Here is a 16,284-nt window from a genome sequence, read left to right on the forward strand (position 1 = left end):
TGTCTTTGAGGTGATGAACGACGTACCGCGCGGACGACTCATGGTCTACCTCGGGGCCGCCCCCGGGGTCGGCAAGACCTACCGCATGCTCGACGAGGCACAGCGCCGCGCGTCCCGGGGCGCGGACGTGGTGGTGGGGTACGTGGAGTGCCACGGGCGCCCGCACACCGAGGCCATGACCGCCGGCCTGGCGTCGGTGGCACGGCTGCGCTGCGGATACCGGGGCGGCGAGTTCGAGGAGATGGACGTCGCGGCCGTGCTGGCGCGCCGCCCGGCGGTCGCCGTCGTCGACGAGTTCGCGCACACCAACATCCCCGGCGGCGGCCGGCACCCCAAGCGCTGGCAGGACGTCGAGGACCTGCTCGCCGCCGGCATCGACGTGATCACCGCCGTCAACATCCAGCACCTGGCATCACTGAAGGACGTCGTCGAGAAGATCACCGGGGTGCCGCAGCACGAGACGGTGCCCGACGACGTGGTGCGCAAGGCGGAGCAGATCGAGTTCGTCGACATCCCGCCCGAGGGCCTGCGCCGCCGGATGGCGCACGGCAACATCTACGCCCCGGAGAAGATTGACGCGGCCCTCGCCAACTACTTCCGCCCCGGCAACCTCACCGCGCTGCGCCAGCTGGCCCTGCTCTGGGTCGCCGACCGGGTCGACGAGGCCCTCCAGTCCTACCGCGCCGAGCACGCCATCGGCGGGGTGTGGGAGACCCGCGAGCGGGTGGTGGTCGCGCTGACCGGCGGCCCGGAGGGCGACACGCTGGTACGACGGGCCGCGCGGATCGCCGACCTCCCCCACTCTCGGCTTCGCTCGAGCGGGGGGACCCCCATGGCGGGCGGCGACCTGCTCGCCGTGCACGTGGCCCGCAGCGACGGCCTGGCCGCGGGTGTCTCGCACGCCTCGCTGGCCCGGCAGCGCAGGCTGGTCGAGGACCTCGGCGGCAGCTACCACTCGGTGGTCGGCGACGACGTGGCCACCGCCCTGGTGGACTTCGCGCGCGCCGAGAACGCCACCCAGCTGGTCCTCGGCACCAGCCGCCGCGGCCGCCTGGAACGCTTCCTCACCGGACCGGGCACGGGGGAGACCGTCACCGCCCTCTCCGGCGACATCGACGTCCACCGGGTCACCCACGAGCGCGCCGGCCGCGGCACCCTGCTGCCCTCCCGCCGCCGTACCCTCTCCACCGGCCGCCTGATCGCCGGGCCGGTCGCGGGGCTGGTGCTCCCCGTCCTGCTGACCGTCGCCCTCGCCCAGGTGCGCGGCACCGTCAACCTGACCAGCGAGGCCCTGCTGTTCCTGCTGGCCGTGGTCGGCGTGGCCTGCATAGGCGGGGTGACCTCCGCCGTGATCGCCTCCGTCACCGCGTCCCTGCTGCTCAACTACTGGTTCATCCCGCCCGTCGGCCGGTTCACCCTCGACGATCCCAACGGCCTGCTGGCGCTCGGGGTGTTCGCGGTCGTGGCCGCCACCGTCGCCGCGGTCGTCGACCGCTCCCTGCGGCTGTCGAGGCGCGCGGCGCGGGCCACCGCCGAGGCGGAGACCATGTCGTCGCTGGCCGGCAGCATCGTGCGCGGTGGCCAGACCATCCCGTCACTCCTCGAACGCACCCGTGAGACCTTCGGGATGGACTCCGCCGAGCTCGTCGACGAGCCGCCGGAGGGCGCCGACGTCACCGCCGTGCCCGCCGGTCCCGGCAACCACCTGGTCCTGCGCGGCCGTACGCCCTCCTCGTCCGAGCGGCGGGTGCTCGCCGCGTTCGCCGCGCACGTCGGGTCGGCGGTGGAGCGGGCCCGGCTCGCCCAGGCCGCCGCCGAGGTCGAACCGGTGCGCGCCGCCGACCGGATGCGCACCGCGCTGCTGCGGGCCGTCGGCCACGACCTGCGCACCCCGCTCGCGGCCGGCTGGGCGGCGGTCACCTCGCTGCGCAGCCGGGAGGTGGAGTTCTCCCCGGAGGACCGCGACGAACTCCTCGCCACCGCCGAGGAGTCCATGGCCCGGCTGAGCCGACTCGTCGACAACCTCCTCGACCTCAGCCGCCTGGAGGCCGGCGTCCTCCCCCTCAACCTGCGGGCCACGGCCCTGGAGGAGGTGCTCCCGACCGCCCTGGCCGACACCCCGACCGCCGAGGTGCACGGCGAACTGGAGGACATGCCCCCGCTGCTGGCCGACCCGCCGCTGCTGGAGCGCGTGATCGCCAACCTGGTGGGCAACGCGGCCCGCTACAGCCCGCCCGGCGCGCGGGTGCTGGTGACGGCGAGCGCGTTGGCCGGGCGGGCCGAACTCCGGATCATCGACCGGGGGCCCGGCCTGCCCGCGGGCGGCCGCGACCGGCTCTTCGAGCCCTTCCAGCGGCTCGGCGACACCGACAACACCACCGGCCTCGGCCTGGGCCTGGCCCTCGCCCGCGGACTCACCGAGGCGATGGACGGCACGCTGACCCCCGAGGACACCCCCGGCGGCGGGCTGACCATGGTCGTCTCGCTGCCCCTGGCCGACCGGACCCGGCCCGTCCGGACACCGCAGCACGCAGGAGGTGCCCCATGAACAGCACACCGGCAGAGCTCGCAGCGGGCGTACGGCAACGGGCACTACCTCGGCCGGTTCATGCTCACCCCGGGAACCGGGCCGGTGCCGCCACGGCAGGCGCGGCTGGTCGCGGTGACGCCGGCCGACCGGACGGGGGGCGGCGCTGGACACGGCGGGGCCGGTGGCGGCGGGCTGACCCCGCGCGCCGCAGCCGGCCCCGCCGTACGGCGGCTACTCCAGGCCCGACGCCCTGAAGACGCCCAGCGCGTTCTCGTGCTCGACCTGTTCGCCGAGGCGGCTCAGGGTGACCGAGCCACAGAGCAGGGTGCCGGCCTCGGCGGCCCTGCGGGCGCCCGCGTCGACCCGCAGCCACAGGTCGGGGTTGTCGACGAGGACCTGGGGGTCGATCTCCAGCCGGCCGCCGAAGGCGTCGCGGAGCAGCAGGCGGGGGGAGACGCCGTCCAGGCGGCGGACCGAGACCAGGCGGTCGGTGCGGACCCTGCGGGTGCGCAGCAGCCGGCGTGAGGTGAGCCAGCCGTCGCCGGCGCGGACCCTGGCGGGGCAGAGGACGCCGAAGAGGAGCAGGGCGAGGGCGGACCAGAGGGTGCCGCGCCACCAGGTGAACGTTCCCGATCCCCAGTCGATCAGGAGGAGCAGGGCGAGGAGGGCGCCTGCGCAACGGGCCGATGCGTAGACGTCTTTGGACCAGCGGTGGTCCTCGGAGGGCTGCATGGGGTGACGGTAGGGAGCGGCGGTGCTCGGCGTCAGGAGGTGGGGCATGTCCTTGATGGGACTCTGACGGCCGGGGCCCGTGCGGGGCGGTGGGGGCTTGTCGCGCCCACGCGGCGGCCGTACCTCACATACGGCCCCGCGCCTCTGGCAGGGGCGCGGGGCGTCAAGGGCACGTCAAAGTCGCTGCCTCCCGCGCGAAGAACGCGCAAGGGATTGCGGGAGCCGGCCGGGGCGGGACAGAACCTGGTCGGACGCGCGCGGTCCTCCCGTGCGCGCGACGTGTATCCCGTTCGTCGAGGAGCGCCCCATGTCCGTACTGACCGCCGAACCGGGGGCCGTGCCCGCCGGTGAGGAGCCGCCCGATACCGGGGAACGGCATCGTCTCACCGCCGTGACCGGCCTCGCCGCGCTGTCGCTGGACGCGATGGCGTCGGTGGCGTACGGGCCGGAGGCCATCGTGCTGGTGCTGGCGGCCGCCGGTGCCCACGGGCTCGGTTTCACGCTGCCCGTCACGCTCGCGATCGCGGCCCTGCTGGCGGTGCTCGTCGCCTCGTACCGGCAGGTCATCGCGGCCTTCCCGGACGGTGGCGGGTCCTACGCCGTGGCCCGGACCCACCTCGGGACGCGGACCAGTCTGGTCGCCGCCGCCTCCCTGGTGCTCGACTACGTGCTGAACGTCGCCGTCGCCGTCACCGCCGGGGTCGCCGCTCTCACCTCCGCCTTCCCGGGGCTGTACCCGCACCGGCTGGTGCTGTGCCTGGCCGTGCTGGTGCTGGTCACCGGGGTGAACCTGCGGGGCATCGTGGAGTCGGCGAAGGCGTTCATCGTGCCGACGGCGGTGTTCGTCGGGTCGGTCTTCGTGCTGATCGTGGCGGGGCTCTTGCGGTCCGCGCCCGCCAGTACGGTCACCGCCGCAGGCCACGCCTCCGTGCTCGCCGGCAACGCCTCCAGCGTGGGCGCCCTGCTTCTGCTGAAAGCTTTCGCCTCGGGTTGTGCCGCCCTCACCGGCGTCGAGGCCATCGCCAACGCCGTGCCCTCCTTCCGGGTGCCGCGCGTCAGGCGGGCCCAGCACGCCGAGGTGGCCTTGGGCGCGGTGCTGGGCGCGATGCTGATCGGGCTCTCGGTGCTGATCTCCCGGTTCCACCTGCAGCCGGTCGCCGGCGTGACCGTCCTCGCCCAGCTCGCCGACGCCTCGCTCGGCCACAACTGGGGCTTCTACGTCATCCAGTTCGCGACCATGATCCTGCTGGCGCTGTCCGCGAACACCAGCTTCGGCGGGCTGCCGGTGCTGCTGAAGCTGCTCGCCCGCGACAACTACCTGCCGCACGTCTTCGCGCTCAAGGCCGACCGGCAGGTGCACCGGCACGGCGTGCTCGCGCTCGCCGTGGTGTCGGCCGCGCTGCTGGTGTTCTCCGGCGGCGACACCAACACCCTGGTGCCGATGTTCGCCATCGGGGTCTTCGTCGGCTTCACCGTCGCCCAGGTCGGGATGGTGCGGCACTGGCGGCTGGAGCGGGGGACCGGCTGGCGTGGGAAGGCGCTGCTGAACGGGTTGGGGGCGGTCCTGACGGGCGTGGCGACCGTCGTCGTGACCGCGAGCAAGTTCACCGGGGGCGCCTGGCTCGTCGTCGTCATGCTGCCGTTGCTCGTCGGTGCCTTCGTCGCCGTGCACCGTGCCTACGGGCGGATCGGGGAGCGGCTCGGGCTCGGGCGGATCCCCGACCCACCGCACCGGGAGCGGTCGGTCGTGGTCGTGCCGGTGTCGTCGCTGTCCCGGCTCACCTCCCAGGCGCTCTCCGCGGCCGCCTCCCTCGGCGACGAGGTGCGGGCCGTCACCGTCTGCCATCCCGACCCCGAGGACCGGGCCCAGCTGCACGCCCTCGAGCGCGCCTGGGCCGCGTGGGACCCCGGGGTGCCGCTGGTCCTGCTGAGCTGCGAGCGGCGCACCCTGGGCCGCCCCATCGCCGCCTACGTCCGTGCGGTGACCGCGGCCGAGCCGGCCACCCAGGTGACCGTGCTGATCCCGGAGACCGAGCCGGAGCGGCTCTGGCAGCGGCTGCTGCAGAACCAGCGCGGTGCCGTCGTCGCCCATGCCGTGCGCAAGGAGACCGACGCGGTGATCTGCCGGCTGCGGTTCCGGCTCTCCTGATCAGCCTGGTGCGCCCGAGGCCGGCGTTCCCCCAGTTCAGGGGGGCTTTGGCCGCCGAACGGCGGCCTCCGGTCGCGGGTCGGCCGCGGCGGCGTAAGAGTCCCGTCAAAGGCGCGAACACTGCCGTAAGGGACCCGTCAACGGCGGCTGAATCCGGCCAGAAAGACGCTTTCCTCTAACCGTCCGAGTCCGTTCCGAACCTCATCCAGGAGTTCACGATGGCCGATCTGGCCTTCGTCGTCACCGTGCTCGCGGGTTTCGCGCTGGTGGCCCTCGTCGCCAAGGGGGTGACGAAGCTGTGACCGCCGAGAACATCGTCGGCCTCGTCGTGGCCGTCGCCCTGCTGGGCTATCTCGTCCTCGCCCTGATCTTCCCGGAGAGGTTCTGAGACACCCATGGGTCCCGTCACCGCCGCCGTGCTCCAGCTCGTCGCGCTCATAGGCGCGCTGGCGCTGTGCTACATCCCCTTCGGCAACTACATGGCCAAGGTCTACACCTCCGACAAGCACTGGCGCGTCGAGAAGTGGATCTACAAGGGCATCGGCGCCAACCCCGACACCGAGATGCGCTGGCCCGCCTATCTGCGCGGGGTCCTCGCCTTCTCCCTGATCAGCGTCTTCTTCCTCTACCTCCTCCAGCGGATCCAGGGCATCCTGCCCGGCTCGCTGAACTTCTCCTCGGTCAACCCGGCGCAGTCGTTCAACACGGCCGTCTCCTTCGTGACCAACACGAACTGGCAGTCGTACTACGGCGAGCAGACCATGGGTCACGTCGTGCAGACCGCCGGGCTGGCCGTGCAGAACTTCGTCTCCGCCGCCGTCGGCATCGCCGTCGCGGTGGCGCTGGTGCGCGGGTTCGCGCGCTCGCGCACCGGTGAGATCGGCAACTTCTGGGCCGACCTGGTGCGCGGCACGATCCGCATCCTGGTCCCGTTCGCCGCGATCGCCGCCGTCATCCTGGTCGCCTGCGGCGCCATCCAGAACTTCTCCGGCATCCACGAGGTCGGGCAGTTCATGGGGGGCTCGCAGCAGTGGAACGGCGGGGCCGTGGCCTCCCAGGAGGCCATCAAAGAGCTGGGCACCAACGGCGGCGGTTACTTCAACGCCAACTCCGCCCACCCCTTCGAGAACCCGACGCCCTTCACCAACCTCTTCGAGATCTTCCTGATCCTGCTGATCCCGTTCGCGCTGACCCGCACCTTCGGTGTGATGGTCGGCTCGGTGAAGCAGGGCTACGCGATCCTCGCCACGATGTTCACCATCTGGCTGGGCTTCGTCACCCTGATGATGTGGACCGAGTTCGCCCACCACGAGGGTGCGCTGCAGATCGCGGGCGGCTCGTACGAGGGCAAGGAGGTCCGCTTCGGGGTCGGCGCCTCGTCGATCTTCGCGGTGTCGACCACGCTCACCTCGACCGGTGCGGTGGACTCCTTCCACTCCTCCTTCACCGGCCTGGGCGGCGGCATCACCATGCTCAGCATGATGCTGGGCGAGATCGCGCCCGGCGGCACCGGCTCCGGCCTCTACGGCATCCTGATCATGGCGATCATCGCGGTGTTCATCGCCGGTCTGATGGTCGGCCGTACGCCCGAGTACCTGGGCAAGAAGATCGGCGCCCGTGAGATCAAGCTGTCGGCGATCTACATCCTGATCACCCCGGCGCTCGCGCTCGTCTTCACCGCGGCCTCCATGGCCCTGCCGACCCCGCCGCACTCCATGCTCAACCCGGGCGCACACGGGTTCTCCGAGGTGCTGTACGCCTTCACCTCCGCGGCCAACAACAACGGCTCGGCGTTCGCCGGCCTGAACGCGAACACCGACTGGTTCAACACCATGACCGGACTCGCGATGCTGCTGGGCCGCTTCCTGCCGATGGTGTTCGTGCTGGCGCTGGCCGGTTCGCTCGCCGAGCAGAAGCCCGTCCCGGCCACGGCCGGCACCCTGCGCACCGAGAAGCCGCTCTTCACCGGCCTGCTCGTCGGCGCGATCCTGATCATCACCGGTCTGACCTACTTCCCGGCCCTCGCGCTCGGCCCGCTCGCCGAGGGGCTGGCGTCATGACCACCCGTACCCAGAAGCCAGAGGACTCCATGTCCACAGCCACCCCGACCCGGGCGCCGCACAGCGACGTCCCCACCGGGCACAAGCCCGCCGAAGGACGTGTCGGCGCCGGCCTGTTCGACGCCAAGCAGCTGATCAAGTCCCTCCCGGAGGCCTGCCGCAAGCTCGACCCGCGGGTGATGGTCAAGTCGCCCGTGATGTTCGTGGTGTGGGTCGGCTCGATCCTGACCACGGTCTTCTCCTTCAAGGACCCGGGCGACTGGTTCGGCTGGACCATCAGCGCCTGGCTGTGGCTGACCGTGATCTTCGCGAACCTCGCCGAGGCGGTCGCCGAGGGCCGCGGCAAGGCCCAGGCCGACACCCTGCGCAAGGCCAAGACCGACACCGTCGCGCGGCGGCTGACCGGCGCCACCGAGGAGCAGGTGCCCGGCACCGAGCTGAGGATCGGTGACCTGGTCGTCTGCGAGGCCGGCGACATCATCCCCGGTGACGGTGACGTCATCGAGGGCGTCGCCTCCGTCGACGAGTCGGCGATCACCGGTGAGTCGGCCCCGGTCATCCGCGAGTCCGGCGGTGACCGCAGCGCGGTGACCGGCGGAACGAAGGTGCTGTCCGACCGGATCGTCATCAAGATCACGACGAAGCCGGGGGAGACCTTCATCGACCGGATGATCAGCCTCGTCGAGGGCGCGGCCCGGCAGAAGACGCCGAACGAGATCGCGCTGAACATCCTGCTCGCCTCGCTGACCATCGTCTTCCTGCTGGCCGTCGCCACCCTGCCGCCGTTCGCCGACTACGCGGGCACCCACCTGACGATGGTCGTGCTGGTCGCCCTCCTGGTCTGTCTCATCCCGACCACCATCGGCGCGCTGCTCTCCGCGATCGGCATCGCCGGCATGGACCGGCTGGTGCAGCGCAACGTGCTCGCCATGTCAGGGCGTGCGGTCGAGGCCGCCGGTGACGTCTCCACCCTGCTGCTCGACAAGACCGGCACCATCACCCTCGGCAACCGCCAGGCCTCCGAGTTCGTGCCGGTGCGCGGGGTCACCGAGCCCGAGGTGGCCGACGCCGCCCAGCTGTCGTCGCTGGCCGACGAGACCCCCGAGGGCCGCTCCATCGTCGTCCTCGCCAAGGAGAAGTACGGGCTGCGCGAGCGCCACCAGGGAGAGCTGGCGCACGCCGAGTGGATCGCCTTCACCGCCCAGACCCGCATGTCGGGCGTGGACGTCGACGGCCGCAAGATCCGCAAGGGCGCGGCCGGTTCGGTCATCGCCTGGGTCCGCGAGCAGGGCGGCACCGTCGCCGAGGACGCGGACACCCTCGCCAATGCCATCTCCGAGTCCGGCGGCACCCCGCTGCTCGTCGCGGTCGACGACGCCGAGGGCGCCCGGGTCCTGGGCGTCATCCACCTCAAGGACGTCGTCAAGGAGGGCATGCGCGAGCGGTTCGAGGAACTGCGCCGCATGGGCATCAAGACCGTCATGATCACGGGTGACAACCCGCTGACCGCGCGGGCGATCGCCGAGGAGGCGGGCGTCGACGACTTCCTCGCCGAGGCCACCCCCGAGGACAAGATGGCCCTCATCAAGCGGGAGCAGGCCGGCGGCAAGCTGGTCGCGATGACCGGTGACGGCACGAACGACGCCCCCGCGCTGGCCCAGGCGGACGTCGGCGTGGCGATGAACACGGGTACGTCGGCCGCCAAGGAGGCCGGCAACATGGTCGACCTCGACTCCAACCCGACCAAGCTCATCGAGATCGTCGAGATCGGCAAGCAGTTGCTGATCACCCGCGGTGCGCTGACCACGTTCTCCATCGCCAACGACGTCGCGAAGTACTTCGCGATCATCCCGGCCATGTTCGCCGTGGTCTACCCGGGCCTGGACAAGCTCAACATCATGCACCTGTCCTCGCCCAGCTCCGCGATCCTGTCCGCGGTCGTCTTCAACGCGCTGATCATCATCGCCCTGGTGCCGCTCTCCCTGAAGGGCGTGCAGTACCGGCCGGTGAGCGCGGACAGGATGCTCCGCCGCAACCTCGGGATCTACGGCCTCGGCGGTCTGATCGCGCCCTTCATCGGCATCAAGATCATCGACCTGCTCATCTCTCTCATCCCCGGAATCGGTTGACGACCATGAACAACTCCGTAACCAACACCGCCCGGTTGCTCTGGGCGGGCCTGCGGGCCCTGCTGGTGCTGACCCTGGTGACGGGTGTCGTCTACCCGCTGGTCGTCACCGGCATCGCCCAGGCCGCGTTCCACGACAAGGCGAACGGCTCCGAGATCACGTCGGACGGGAAGGTCGTCGGCTCGTCCCTGATCGGGCAGTCGTACAACCTGCCGCTGAAGAAGGGCCAGCAGACCCCGGACGCCGCCCTGCAGTGGTTCCAGGGCCGCCCGGCCAACGGGCTCGGCAGCAACAGCGTCAACACCGAGTACAAGCTGATCCTTTCGGGTGCGACCAACCTCGCCGCCGACAACAAGGTGCTGATCCAGCAGGTGAAGGACGCCCAGGCCGCCGTCGTCAAGGACAACTCGGTGCCCGGTTACACGGTCACGCCCGCCCAGGTGCCGGCCGACGCCGTCACCTCCTCGGGCTCCGGCCTCGACCCGGACATCTCCCCGGCCTACGCCGAGCTCCAGGTCCACCGGGTCGCCGAGAAGAACGGCCTGTCCATCACCCAGGTGGAGAAGCTGGTCAAGGACCACACCACGGGCCGTACGCTCGGCTTCATCGGCGAGCCCCGGGTGAACGTCCTCCAACTCAACATCGCGCTGAAGGACCTGACCAAGGGCAGTTGAGAGAACCGATGACCCGAGTGCTGGTCGTGGAAGACGACCCCCAGCTCGTACGGGCACTCGTGATCAACATGCAGGCACGCCAGTACGGAGTGGACGCGGCGCCCGACGGTGCCACGGCCCTCCGGCTGGCGGCCGCGCGTCAGCCGGACGTGGTGATGCTCGACCTCGGACTGCCCGACATGGACGGGGTCGACGTCATCAAGGCGCTGCGCGGCTGGACCCGCGTACCGATCCTGGTGCTGTCCGCGCGGCAGGCCTCCGACGAGAAGGTCGCCGCGCTGGACGCGGGCGCCGACGACTACATCACCAAGCCGTTCAGCATGGACGAACTCCTCGCCCGGCTGCGGGCCGCGGTCCGCCGCACCGAGGACACCCCCCTCACCCCCGAGACCACCCGGTTGGAGACACCCGACTTCACCATCGACCTGCTCGCCAAGAAGGCGGTCCGGGCCGGTCACGACGTCCGGCTCACCCCCACCGAGTGGCATCTGCTGGAGATACTGGTCACCAACCCCGGCCGGCTCGTCACGCAGAAGCACCTGCTGCGCGAGGTATGGGGAGTCACCCAGACCAACAAGACCAACTACCTGCGGGTCTACATGGCCCAGCTCCGCCGCAAGCTGGAGGCGGACCCCTCACACCCCCGGTACCTGATCACCGAGCCCGGCATGGGCTACCGCTTCGAAGGATGACATGGCACGCGGCAGGCTCCGGATCTACCTCGGCGCGGCTCCCGGCGTGGGCAAGACCTACGCCATGCTCTCCGAGGCCCACCGCCGGATCGAACGCGGCACGGACTGTGTCGTCGCGTTCGTCGAGCACCACGACCGGCCGCGCACCGAGGTGATGCTGCACGGTCTTGAGGAGATCCCGCGCAGGGAACTGGAGTACCGCGGCGCGGTGTTCACGGAGATGGACGTCGACGCCGTCCTCGCCCGCCGCCCCCAGGTCGCCCTCGTCGACGAACTCCCGCACACCAACATCCCCGGCTCCCGCAACGCCAAGCGCTGGCAGGACGTCGAGGAGCTGCTGGCCGCCGGGATCGACGTCGTCTCGACGGTGAACATCCAGCACCTGGAGTCGCTGGGCGACGTCGTCGAGTCGATCACCGGGGTACGGCAGCAGGAGACCGTGCCCGACGAGGTCGTACGGCGGGCCGACCAGATCGAGTTGGTCGACATGTCGCCCCAGGCGCTGCGCCGCCGCATGGCGCACGGCAACATCTACCAGCCGGACAAGGTCGACGCGGCCCTGTCCAACTACTTCCGGCCCGGCAACCTCACCGCCCTGCGCGAACTCGCCCTGCTCTGGGTCGCGGACCGGGTCGACGAGTACCTGAACGCGTACCGCAGCGAGCACCGCGTCTCGAAGATCTGGGGTTCGCGGGAGCGGATCGTGGTCGGCCTGACCGGCGGGCCGGAGGGACGGACCCTCATCCGGCGGGCGGCGCGACTGGCCGAGAAGGGCGCAGGCGGCGAGGTGCTCGCCGTCTACATAGCGCGCAGCGACGGCCTCACCTCGGCCTCCCCGAAGGAACTCGCCGTCCAGCGCACCCTCGTCGAGGACCTCGGCGGCACCTACCACCACGTCGTCGGCGACGACGTCCCGGCCGCGCTCCTCGACTTCGCGCGCGGCGTCAACGCCACCCAGATCGTCCTCGGCGTCTCCCGGCGCAGCAGCTGGCAGTACGTCTTCGGTCCTGGCGTCGGCGCCACGGTCGCCCGGGACTCCGGACCCGACCTCGACGTCCACCTCATCACCCACGACGAGGCCGGCAAGGGGCGGCTCCCGCTGGGCCGTTCGGCAAGGCTCGGCCGGTCCCGGCTGATCTGGGGCTGGCTGACCGGTGTCCTCGGGCCGGTCCTGCTCACCTGGCTGCTGACCTCCGCCGCACCGGAGGTGGGCCTCGCCAACGACATGCTGCTGTTCCTCGCCCTGACGGTCGCCGCGGCCCTGCTCGGCGGCCTGCTCCCGGCGCTCACCTCGGCGGTCGTCGGCTCCCTGCTGCTCAACTGGTTCTTCACCCCGCCCGTCCACACCCTCACCATCGCCGACCCGGAGAACATCGTCGCCATAGCGATCTTCATCGGGGTGGCGGTGTCCGTGGCCTCGGTGGTGGACCTGGCCGCACGGCGCACCCAGCAGGCGACCCGGCTGCGCGCCGAGTCGGAGATCCTGTCCTTCCTCGCGGGCAGCGTGCTGCGCGGCGAGACCAGCCTGGAGGCGCTTCTGGAACGGGTGCGGGAGACCTTCGGCATGGAGTCGGTGGCCCTCCTGGAGCGGGCGGACGACGTGGCGCCCTGGACCTGCGCAGGCAGCGTCGGGCCGCGCCCCTGCCGGTCACCGGAGCGGGCGGACGTCGACGTGCCGGTCGGCGACCACATGACCCTCGCCCTGTCCGGCCGCGTGCTGCCGGCCTCCGACCGGCGGGTGCTGGCCGCGTTCGCCGCGCAGGCGGCCGTCGTGCTCGACCGGCAGCGGCTCCAGCAGGAGGCGGACCAGGCGAAGGAGCTGGCGGAGGGCAACCGCATCCGTACGGCCCTGCTGGCCGCCGTCAGCCACGACCTGCGCACCCCGCTGGCCGGCATCAAGGCCTCGGTGTCGTCGCTGCGCTCGGACGACGTCGAGTGGTCCGAGCAGGACCGGGCGGAGCTCCTGGAGGCCATAGAGGCGGGCGCCGACCGCCTCGACCACCTCGTCGGCAACCTCCTCGACATGTCCCGCCTGCAGACGGGCACCGTCACGCCCGTCGTCCGCGAGGCCGACCTGGACGAGGTGGTGCCCATGGCGCTCGGCGGGGTCCCCGCAGACAGCGTCGAACTGGACGTCCCGGAGACGCTGCCCATGGTGAACGTCGACAAGGGGCTCCTCGAGCGGGTCGTCGCCAACGTGGTCGAGAACGCCGTCAAGTACAGCCCCGCGGACACCCCCGTGCTGGTCAAGGCCAGTTCCATGGCCGACCGGGTGGAGGTGCGCGTCGTGGACCGCGGGCCCGGCGTCCCGGACGGGGCCAAGGACCGTATCTTCGAGCCGTTCCAGCGCTACGGCGACTCCCCGCGCGGTGCCGGGGTGGGGCTCGGCCTCGCCGTGGCCCGGGGCTTCGCCGAGGCGATGGGCGGCACGCTGACCGCCGAGGACACCCCCGGCGGCGGCCTCACCATGGTGCTGACCCTGCCGGCCGCAGCGGGCCGCAGACCGGGGCGGCCGGACCGGCCGGCGACCGTGACGTCGTAGTCGGTCTCCGGCTGGGCCATCGGCAACGACGTCAGCGCCCGTACCCGGCAGCACGCGACGACACAGGGCCTGCTGCTACGACAACTGCCGCGAGTCCAGAGGCAGATGCCAGCTGTTGCGGCGGTGTGCGGCGGCCAGCGTCTCCTCCAGCGGGGACGGCGGCACGGCCAGCACCGGGCAGCGCGCGTGGGAGAGGCAGTAGCGGGCCACCCGGCCCGAGAAGGCCCGGTGCCAGCCGCGCCGGCCCGCGCCCACGACCAGCACGTCGTCGTCCCGGTCCGCCACCCCCACCAGGGAAAGCCCCGGAGTGCCGCGTACCACGAGTCCGTGCACCGGGGTGCCGGGACCGGCGTCGCCGAAGACCTCGTCCAGCACGTCGAGCAGCCGCTGCCGGGCCATCCGCTGCCACTCGTCGACCATCAGCATCGCGGCCGGCGAGCGCCGCGTCGCCAGCTCACCGCCCGGCGGCCCCCACACCAGCACCGGCCACAGTTCCGCGTCCCGGCGCCGGGCCTCCACCGCGGCCCGGGACAGGGCCGTGATGCTGCCCAGCGAACCGCTCACGCCGACCACGACCCGAACGGGCGCGCAGGCGTCGTAACCGGACATGACTCCACCGTTCTTCCGTGGCTGTCCCGGGGAAATCCCGGGCCGGACGGGTACCCCGATCCGGTTCCATGACACTGCGCCGAACGGGTGAGGGCCAGGGTCCGGGGCACTTCTTGGCACGCCTCTGACGGTCGCTGTGACCGCCGCCACCAGCACTGACTCCAATCCGTCAGCGTCCCGTCAACGTCGCCGCGAGCACCGTCAGCGTCCCGTCATGAGGCATCGGAGAGGTACCGGACGCGGGCATAGCGTCTGGGGCAGGCCCCGGCCGGCCTCCCCGCCGCCCGGGGCACCAACTCCTTCCTGTGCCAGGAGGCATGCCATGCCAGAACTCTTGTGCGGTGACGATCCGGAGCCTTCCGATCGGTCCCCGGCCGGACCCCTGTTCGTACCGGTCCGGCCGGGACCCGCGGGATGCGTGGCCCGGTTCTTCCGCACCCCGCTCGGCGAGCGCACCGCCGTCGGCTTCACCTCGGCCCGCAGGCTCGCCGCCACGCTCGGCCCCGACCAGGCCTGGATCCGGCTCGCCGAACCCGCGTTGCGCGCCCTGGCCGCACCGCTCGGCGTCACCACCGTGACGGTCGACCCGCAGCTGTCGGCACCGGCACCCGCGCCGGTCCCGCCGCTCCCGCGCCCCGCCGTCACCCTGCGGACCGTCGGCACCGCCCGACCCGCGTGAGCTGTGTGAGCTGTGTGAACCGCGTGATTCTTCCGAGTCTGAGAGGGGAGCGGTCGATGACCACCCTGCACGAACCCGTCGTCACCACCACGCCCGCCGATCTGTCGGTGTGGCCCGCCTCCACCACCGAGCCCCGGCCCGGCGACCTCGCCGTCGGCGGGGTCCCGCTTGCCGAGGTCGCCGACCGCTTCGGCACCCCCGTCTACGTCCTCGACGAGAACGAGGTCCGCGAGCGCTGCCGCACCTACCGTCACGCCTTCCCCGACGCCGAAGTCCTCTACGCCGCCAAGGCGTTCCTGTGCCGGGCGATGGTCCGCTGGACCGAGGAGGAAGGGCTCGGCCTGGACGTCTGCTCGGCCGGCGAGCTGGAGTTGGCGGTCACCGCCGGGTTCCCGCCGGAGCGGATCGTGCTGCACGGCAACGCCAAGTCGCCGCGCGACCTGGAGACCGCGCTGCGCCTCGGCGTCGGACGGATCGTCATCGACAGCCCCTCCGAGATCGCCCGGCTCGCCGCCGCCGTCGGACCCGGCGGGCACCAGAAGGTCATGGTCCGGGTGGTGCCCGGGATCAGCGCGGGCGGCCACGAGAAGATCCGCACCGGCACCGGCGACCAGAAGTTCGGCCTGTCCATCGCCGACGGCTACGCCCAGCACGCCATCGCCCGGATCCTGGACCAGCCGCAGCTCCACCTCACCGGCCTGCACTGCCACCTCGGCTCCCAGATCACCAGCGTCAAGCCGTACCTCGCCGCCGTGCGCCGGGTGGTCGGGCTCATGGCCCGCCTGCACGAACAGCACGGACTGGTCCTGCCCGAACTGGACCTGGGCGGCGGCCACGGCATCGCCTACCGGCCCGGCGAGGCCGCCCTCGACCTCACCGCCCTCGCCCGCAGGGTGCGCGCCGAGCTGACGGACGCCTGCACGGCGGCCGGGCTGCGGGTACCCCGGCTGATCATCGAGCCGGGGCGGGCCATCGTGGGCCCGGCCGGGATCGCGGTGTACCGGGTCCTCGCGGTCAAGAAGACCGGAGACCACACCTTCGTCGCCGTCGACGGCGGCATGAGCGACAACCCGCGGCCCGCGCTGTACGGCGTCCGGTACGCGCCCCGGCTCATCGGCCGCGCGAGCACCGCGCCCACCGCCCCGGTGACCGTCGTCGGACGGCACTGCGAGGCGGGCGACGTCCTGGCCGCCGACGTCGAACTCACCTCCGACCTGCGCCCCGGCGACCTGCTCGCGGTCCCGGTGGCCGGCGCCTACCACCTCTCCATGGCCTCCGGCTACAACCTGGTCGGCCGCCCGCCGGTCACCGCCGTCCGCGGCGGCCACGCCCGGCTGCTGGTCCGGCGCGAGTCCCTGGACGACATCCGCCGCCGCGACGTCGGGCTCTGACCGGGTCCGTTCCCCGACCCACCTCCGGGCGAGCGGCGGCCCGGCCCCCGTCCGGAGGTGCACCAAGTCCCCTGCGCAGGCGGGGCTGGTTCCCGGC

General features: G+C 72.0%; 12 protein-coding genes. 10 read left to right on the top strand and 2 right to left on the bottom strand.

Annotated features, from left to right (window positions below):
• Positions 1-13 precede the first annotated feature (13 nt).
• A complete protein-coding gene (locus ACZ63F_RS41765; RefSeq protein WP_469719164.1) occupies positions 14-2,548 on the top strand; it encodes an ATP-binding protein in 2,535 nt (844 codons plus the stop codon).
• Between the two features lie 213 nt (positions 2,549-2,761).
• Here the strand turns inward: ACZ63F_RS41765 and ACZ63F_RS41770 are convergent, their stop codons facing one another.
• Positions 2,762-3,262 (bottom strand): hypothetical protein, encoded by a 501-nt coding sequence (locus tag ACZ63F_RS41770; protein WP_469719166.1) that lies wholly within the window; start codon positions 3,260-3,262, stop codon positions 2,762-2,764.
• A 307-nt stretch (positions 3,263-3,569) separates the two neighbouring features.
• On the opposite strand from ACZ63F_RS41770, the gene ACZ63F_RS41775 reads away from it, so the two are divergent.
• The 7 genes from ACZ63F_RS41775 to ACZ63F_RS41805 all read left to right on the top strand — a co-directional run bounded on the left by ACZ63F_RS41775 (position 3,570) and on the right by ACZ63F_RS41805 (position 13,508).
• Positions 3,570-5,411, top strand: a complete 1,842-nt coding sequence (locus ACZ63F_RS41775; RefSeq protein WP_469719168.1) for an APC family permease — start codon at positions 3,570-3,572, stop codon at positions 5,409-5,411.
• Positions 5,412-5,709: 298 nt separating this feature from the next.
• Complete coding sequence (gene kdpF / locus ACZ63F_RS41780) at positions 5,710-5,799, top strand: K(+)-transporting ATPase subunit F (RefSeq protein WP_016434100.1); 90 nt, start codon at positions 5,710-5,712, stop codon at positions 5,797-5,799.
• A 7-nt stretch (positions 5,800-5,806) separates the two neighbouring features.
• Positions 5,807-7,471, top strand: a complete 1,665-nt coding sequence (gene kdpA, locus ACZ63F_RS41785) for a potassium-transporting ATPase subunit KdpA (protein ID WP_469719170.1) — start codon at positions 5,807-5,809, stop codon at positions 7,469-7,471.
• A complete protein-coding gene (gene kdpB, locus ACZ63F_RS41790) occupies positions 7,468-9,600 on the top strand; it encodes a potassium-transporting ATPase subunit KdpB (RefSeq protein WP_469719172.1) in 2,133 nt (710 codons plus the stop codon). The genes kdpA and kdpB overlap by 4 nt, the downstream gene beginning before the upstream one ends.
• Positions 9,601-9,605: 5 nt before the next feature.
• A complete protein-coding gene (locus ACZ63F_RS41795; protein WP_469719174.1) occupies positions 9,606-10,274 on the top strand; it encodes a potassium-transporting ATPase subunit C in 669 nt (222 codons plus the stop codon).
• A gap of 8 nt (positions 10,275-10,282) precedes the next feature.
• Positions 10,283-10,966, top strand: a complete 684-nt coding sequence (locus tag ACZ63F_RS41800; protein WP_469719176.1) for a response regulator — start codon at positions 10,283-10,285, stop codon at positions 10,964-10,966.
• Position 10,967: 1 nt separating this feature from the next.
• Positions 10,968-13,508: a sensor histidine kinase gene (locus ACZ63F_RS41805; RefSeq protein WP_469719178.1), complete on the top strand. Its 2,541-nt coding sequence runs from the start codon at positions 10,968-10,970 to the stop codon at positions 13,506-13,508.
• A 75-nt stretch (positions 13,509-13,583) separates the two neighbouring features.
• Here the strand turns inward: ACZ63F_RS41805 and ACZ63F_RS41810 are convergent, their stop codons facing one another.
• Positions 13,584-14,117, bottom strand: coding sequence for a universal stress protein (locus ACZ63F_RS41810; RefSeq protein WP_469719180.1), 534 nt, complete (start codon positions 14,115-14,117; stop codon positions 13,584-13,586).
• A gap of 322 nt (positions 14,118-14,439) precedes the next feature.
• On the opposite strand from ACZ63F_RS41810, the gene ACZ63F_RS41815 reads away from it, so the two are divergent.
• Both ACZ63F_RS41815 and lysA read left to right on the top strand, forming a co-directional pair.
• Entirely contained in the window at positions 14,440-14,796 is a 357-nt protein-coding gene (locus tag ACZ63F_RS41815) for an SAV_915 family protein (RefSeq protein ID WP_469719181.1), read from the top strand.
• Between the two features lie 56 nt (positions 14,797-14,852).
• Positions 14,853-16,187 carry a diaminopimelate decarboxylase gene (gene lysA / locus ACZ63F_RS41820; protein WP_469719183.1) on the top strand — a complete coding sequence of 445 codons (1,335 nt, stop codon included), beginning with the start codon at positions 14,853-14,855 and terminating at the stop codon, positions 16,185-16,187.
• Positions 16,188-16,284: the final 97 nt, after the last annotated feature.

This window comes from Streptomyces sp. NPDC104761, from assembly GCF_055583445.1.

Coding starts and splice junctions, on each gene's coding strand:
- ACZ63F_RS41765 (WP_469719164.1), top strand. CDS start 14: ATGAACGACGTACCGCGCGGACGACTCATGGTCTACCTCGGGGCCGCC.
- ACZ63F_RS41770 (WP_469719166.1), bottom strand. CDS start 3,262: ATGCAGCCCTCCGAGGACCACCGCTGGTCCAAAGACGTCTACGCATCG.
- ACZ63F_RS41775 (WP_469719168.1), top strand. CDS start 3,570: ATGTCCGTACTGACCGCCGAACCGGGGGCCGTGCCCGCCGGTGAGGAG.
- kdpA (WP_469719170.1), top strand. CDS start 5,807: ATGGGTCCCGTCACCGCCGCCGTGCTCCAGCTCGTCGCGCTCATAGGC.
- kdpB (WP_469719172.1), top strand. CDS start 7,468: ATGACCACCCGTACCCAGAAGCCAGAGGACTCCATGTCCACAGCCACC.
- ACZ63F_RS41795 (WP_469719174.1), top strand. CDS start 9,606: ATGAACAACTCCGTAACCAACACCGCCCGGTTGCTCTGGGCGGGCCTG.
- ACZ63F_RS41800 (WP_469719176.1), top strand. CDS start 10,283: ATGACCCGAGTGCTGGTCGTGGAAGACGACCCCCAGCTCGTACGGGCA.
- ACZ63F_RS41805 (WP_469719178.1), top strand. CDS start 10,968: ATGGCACGCGGCAGGCTCCGGATCTACCTCGGCGCGGCTCCCGGCGTG.
- ACZ63F_RS41810 (WP_469719180.1), bottom strand. CDS start 14,117: ATGTCCGGTTACGACGCCTGCGCGCCCGTTCGGGTCGTGGTCGGCGTG.
- ACZ63F_RS41815 (WP_469719181.1), top strand. CDS start 14,440: ATGCCAGAACTCTTGTGCGGTGACGATCCGGAGCCTTCCGATCGGTCC.
- lysA (WP_469719183.1), top strand. CDS start 14,853: ATGACCACCCTGCACGAACCCGTCGTCACCACCACGCCCGCCGATCTG.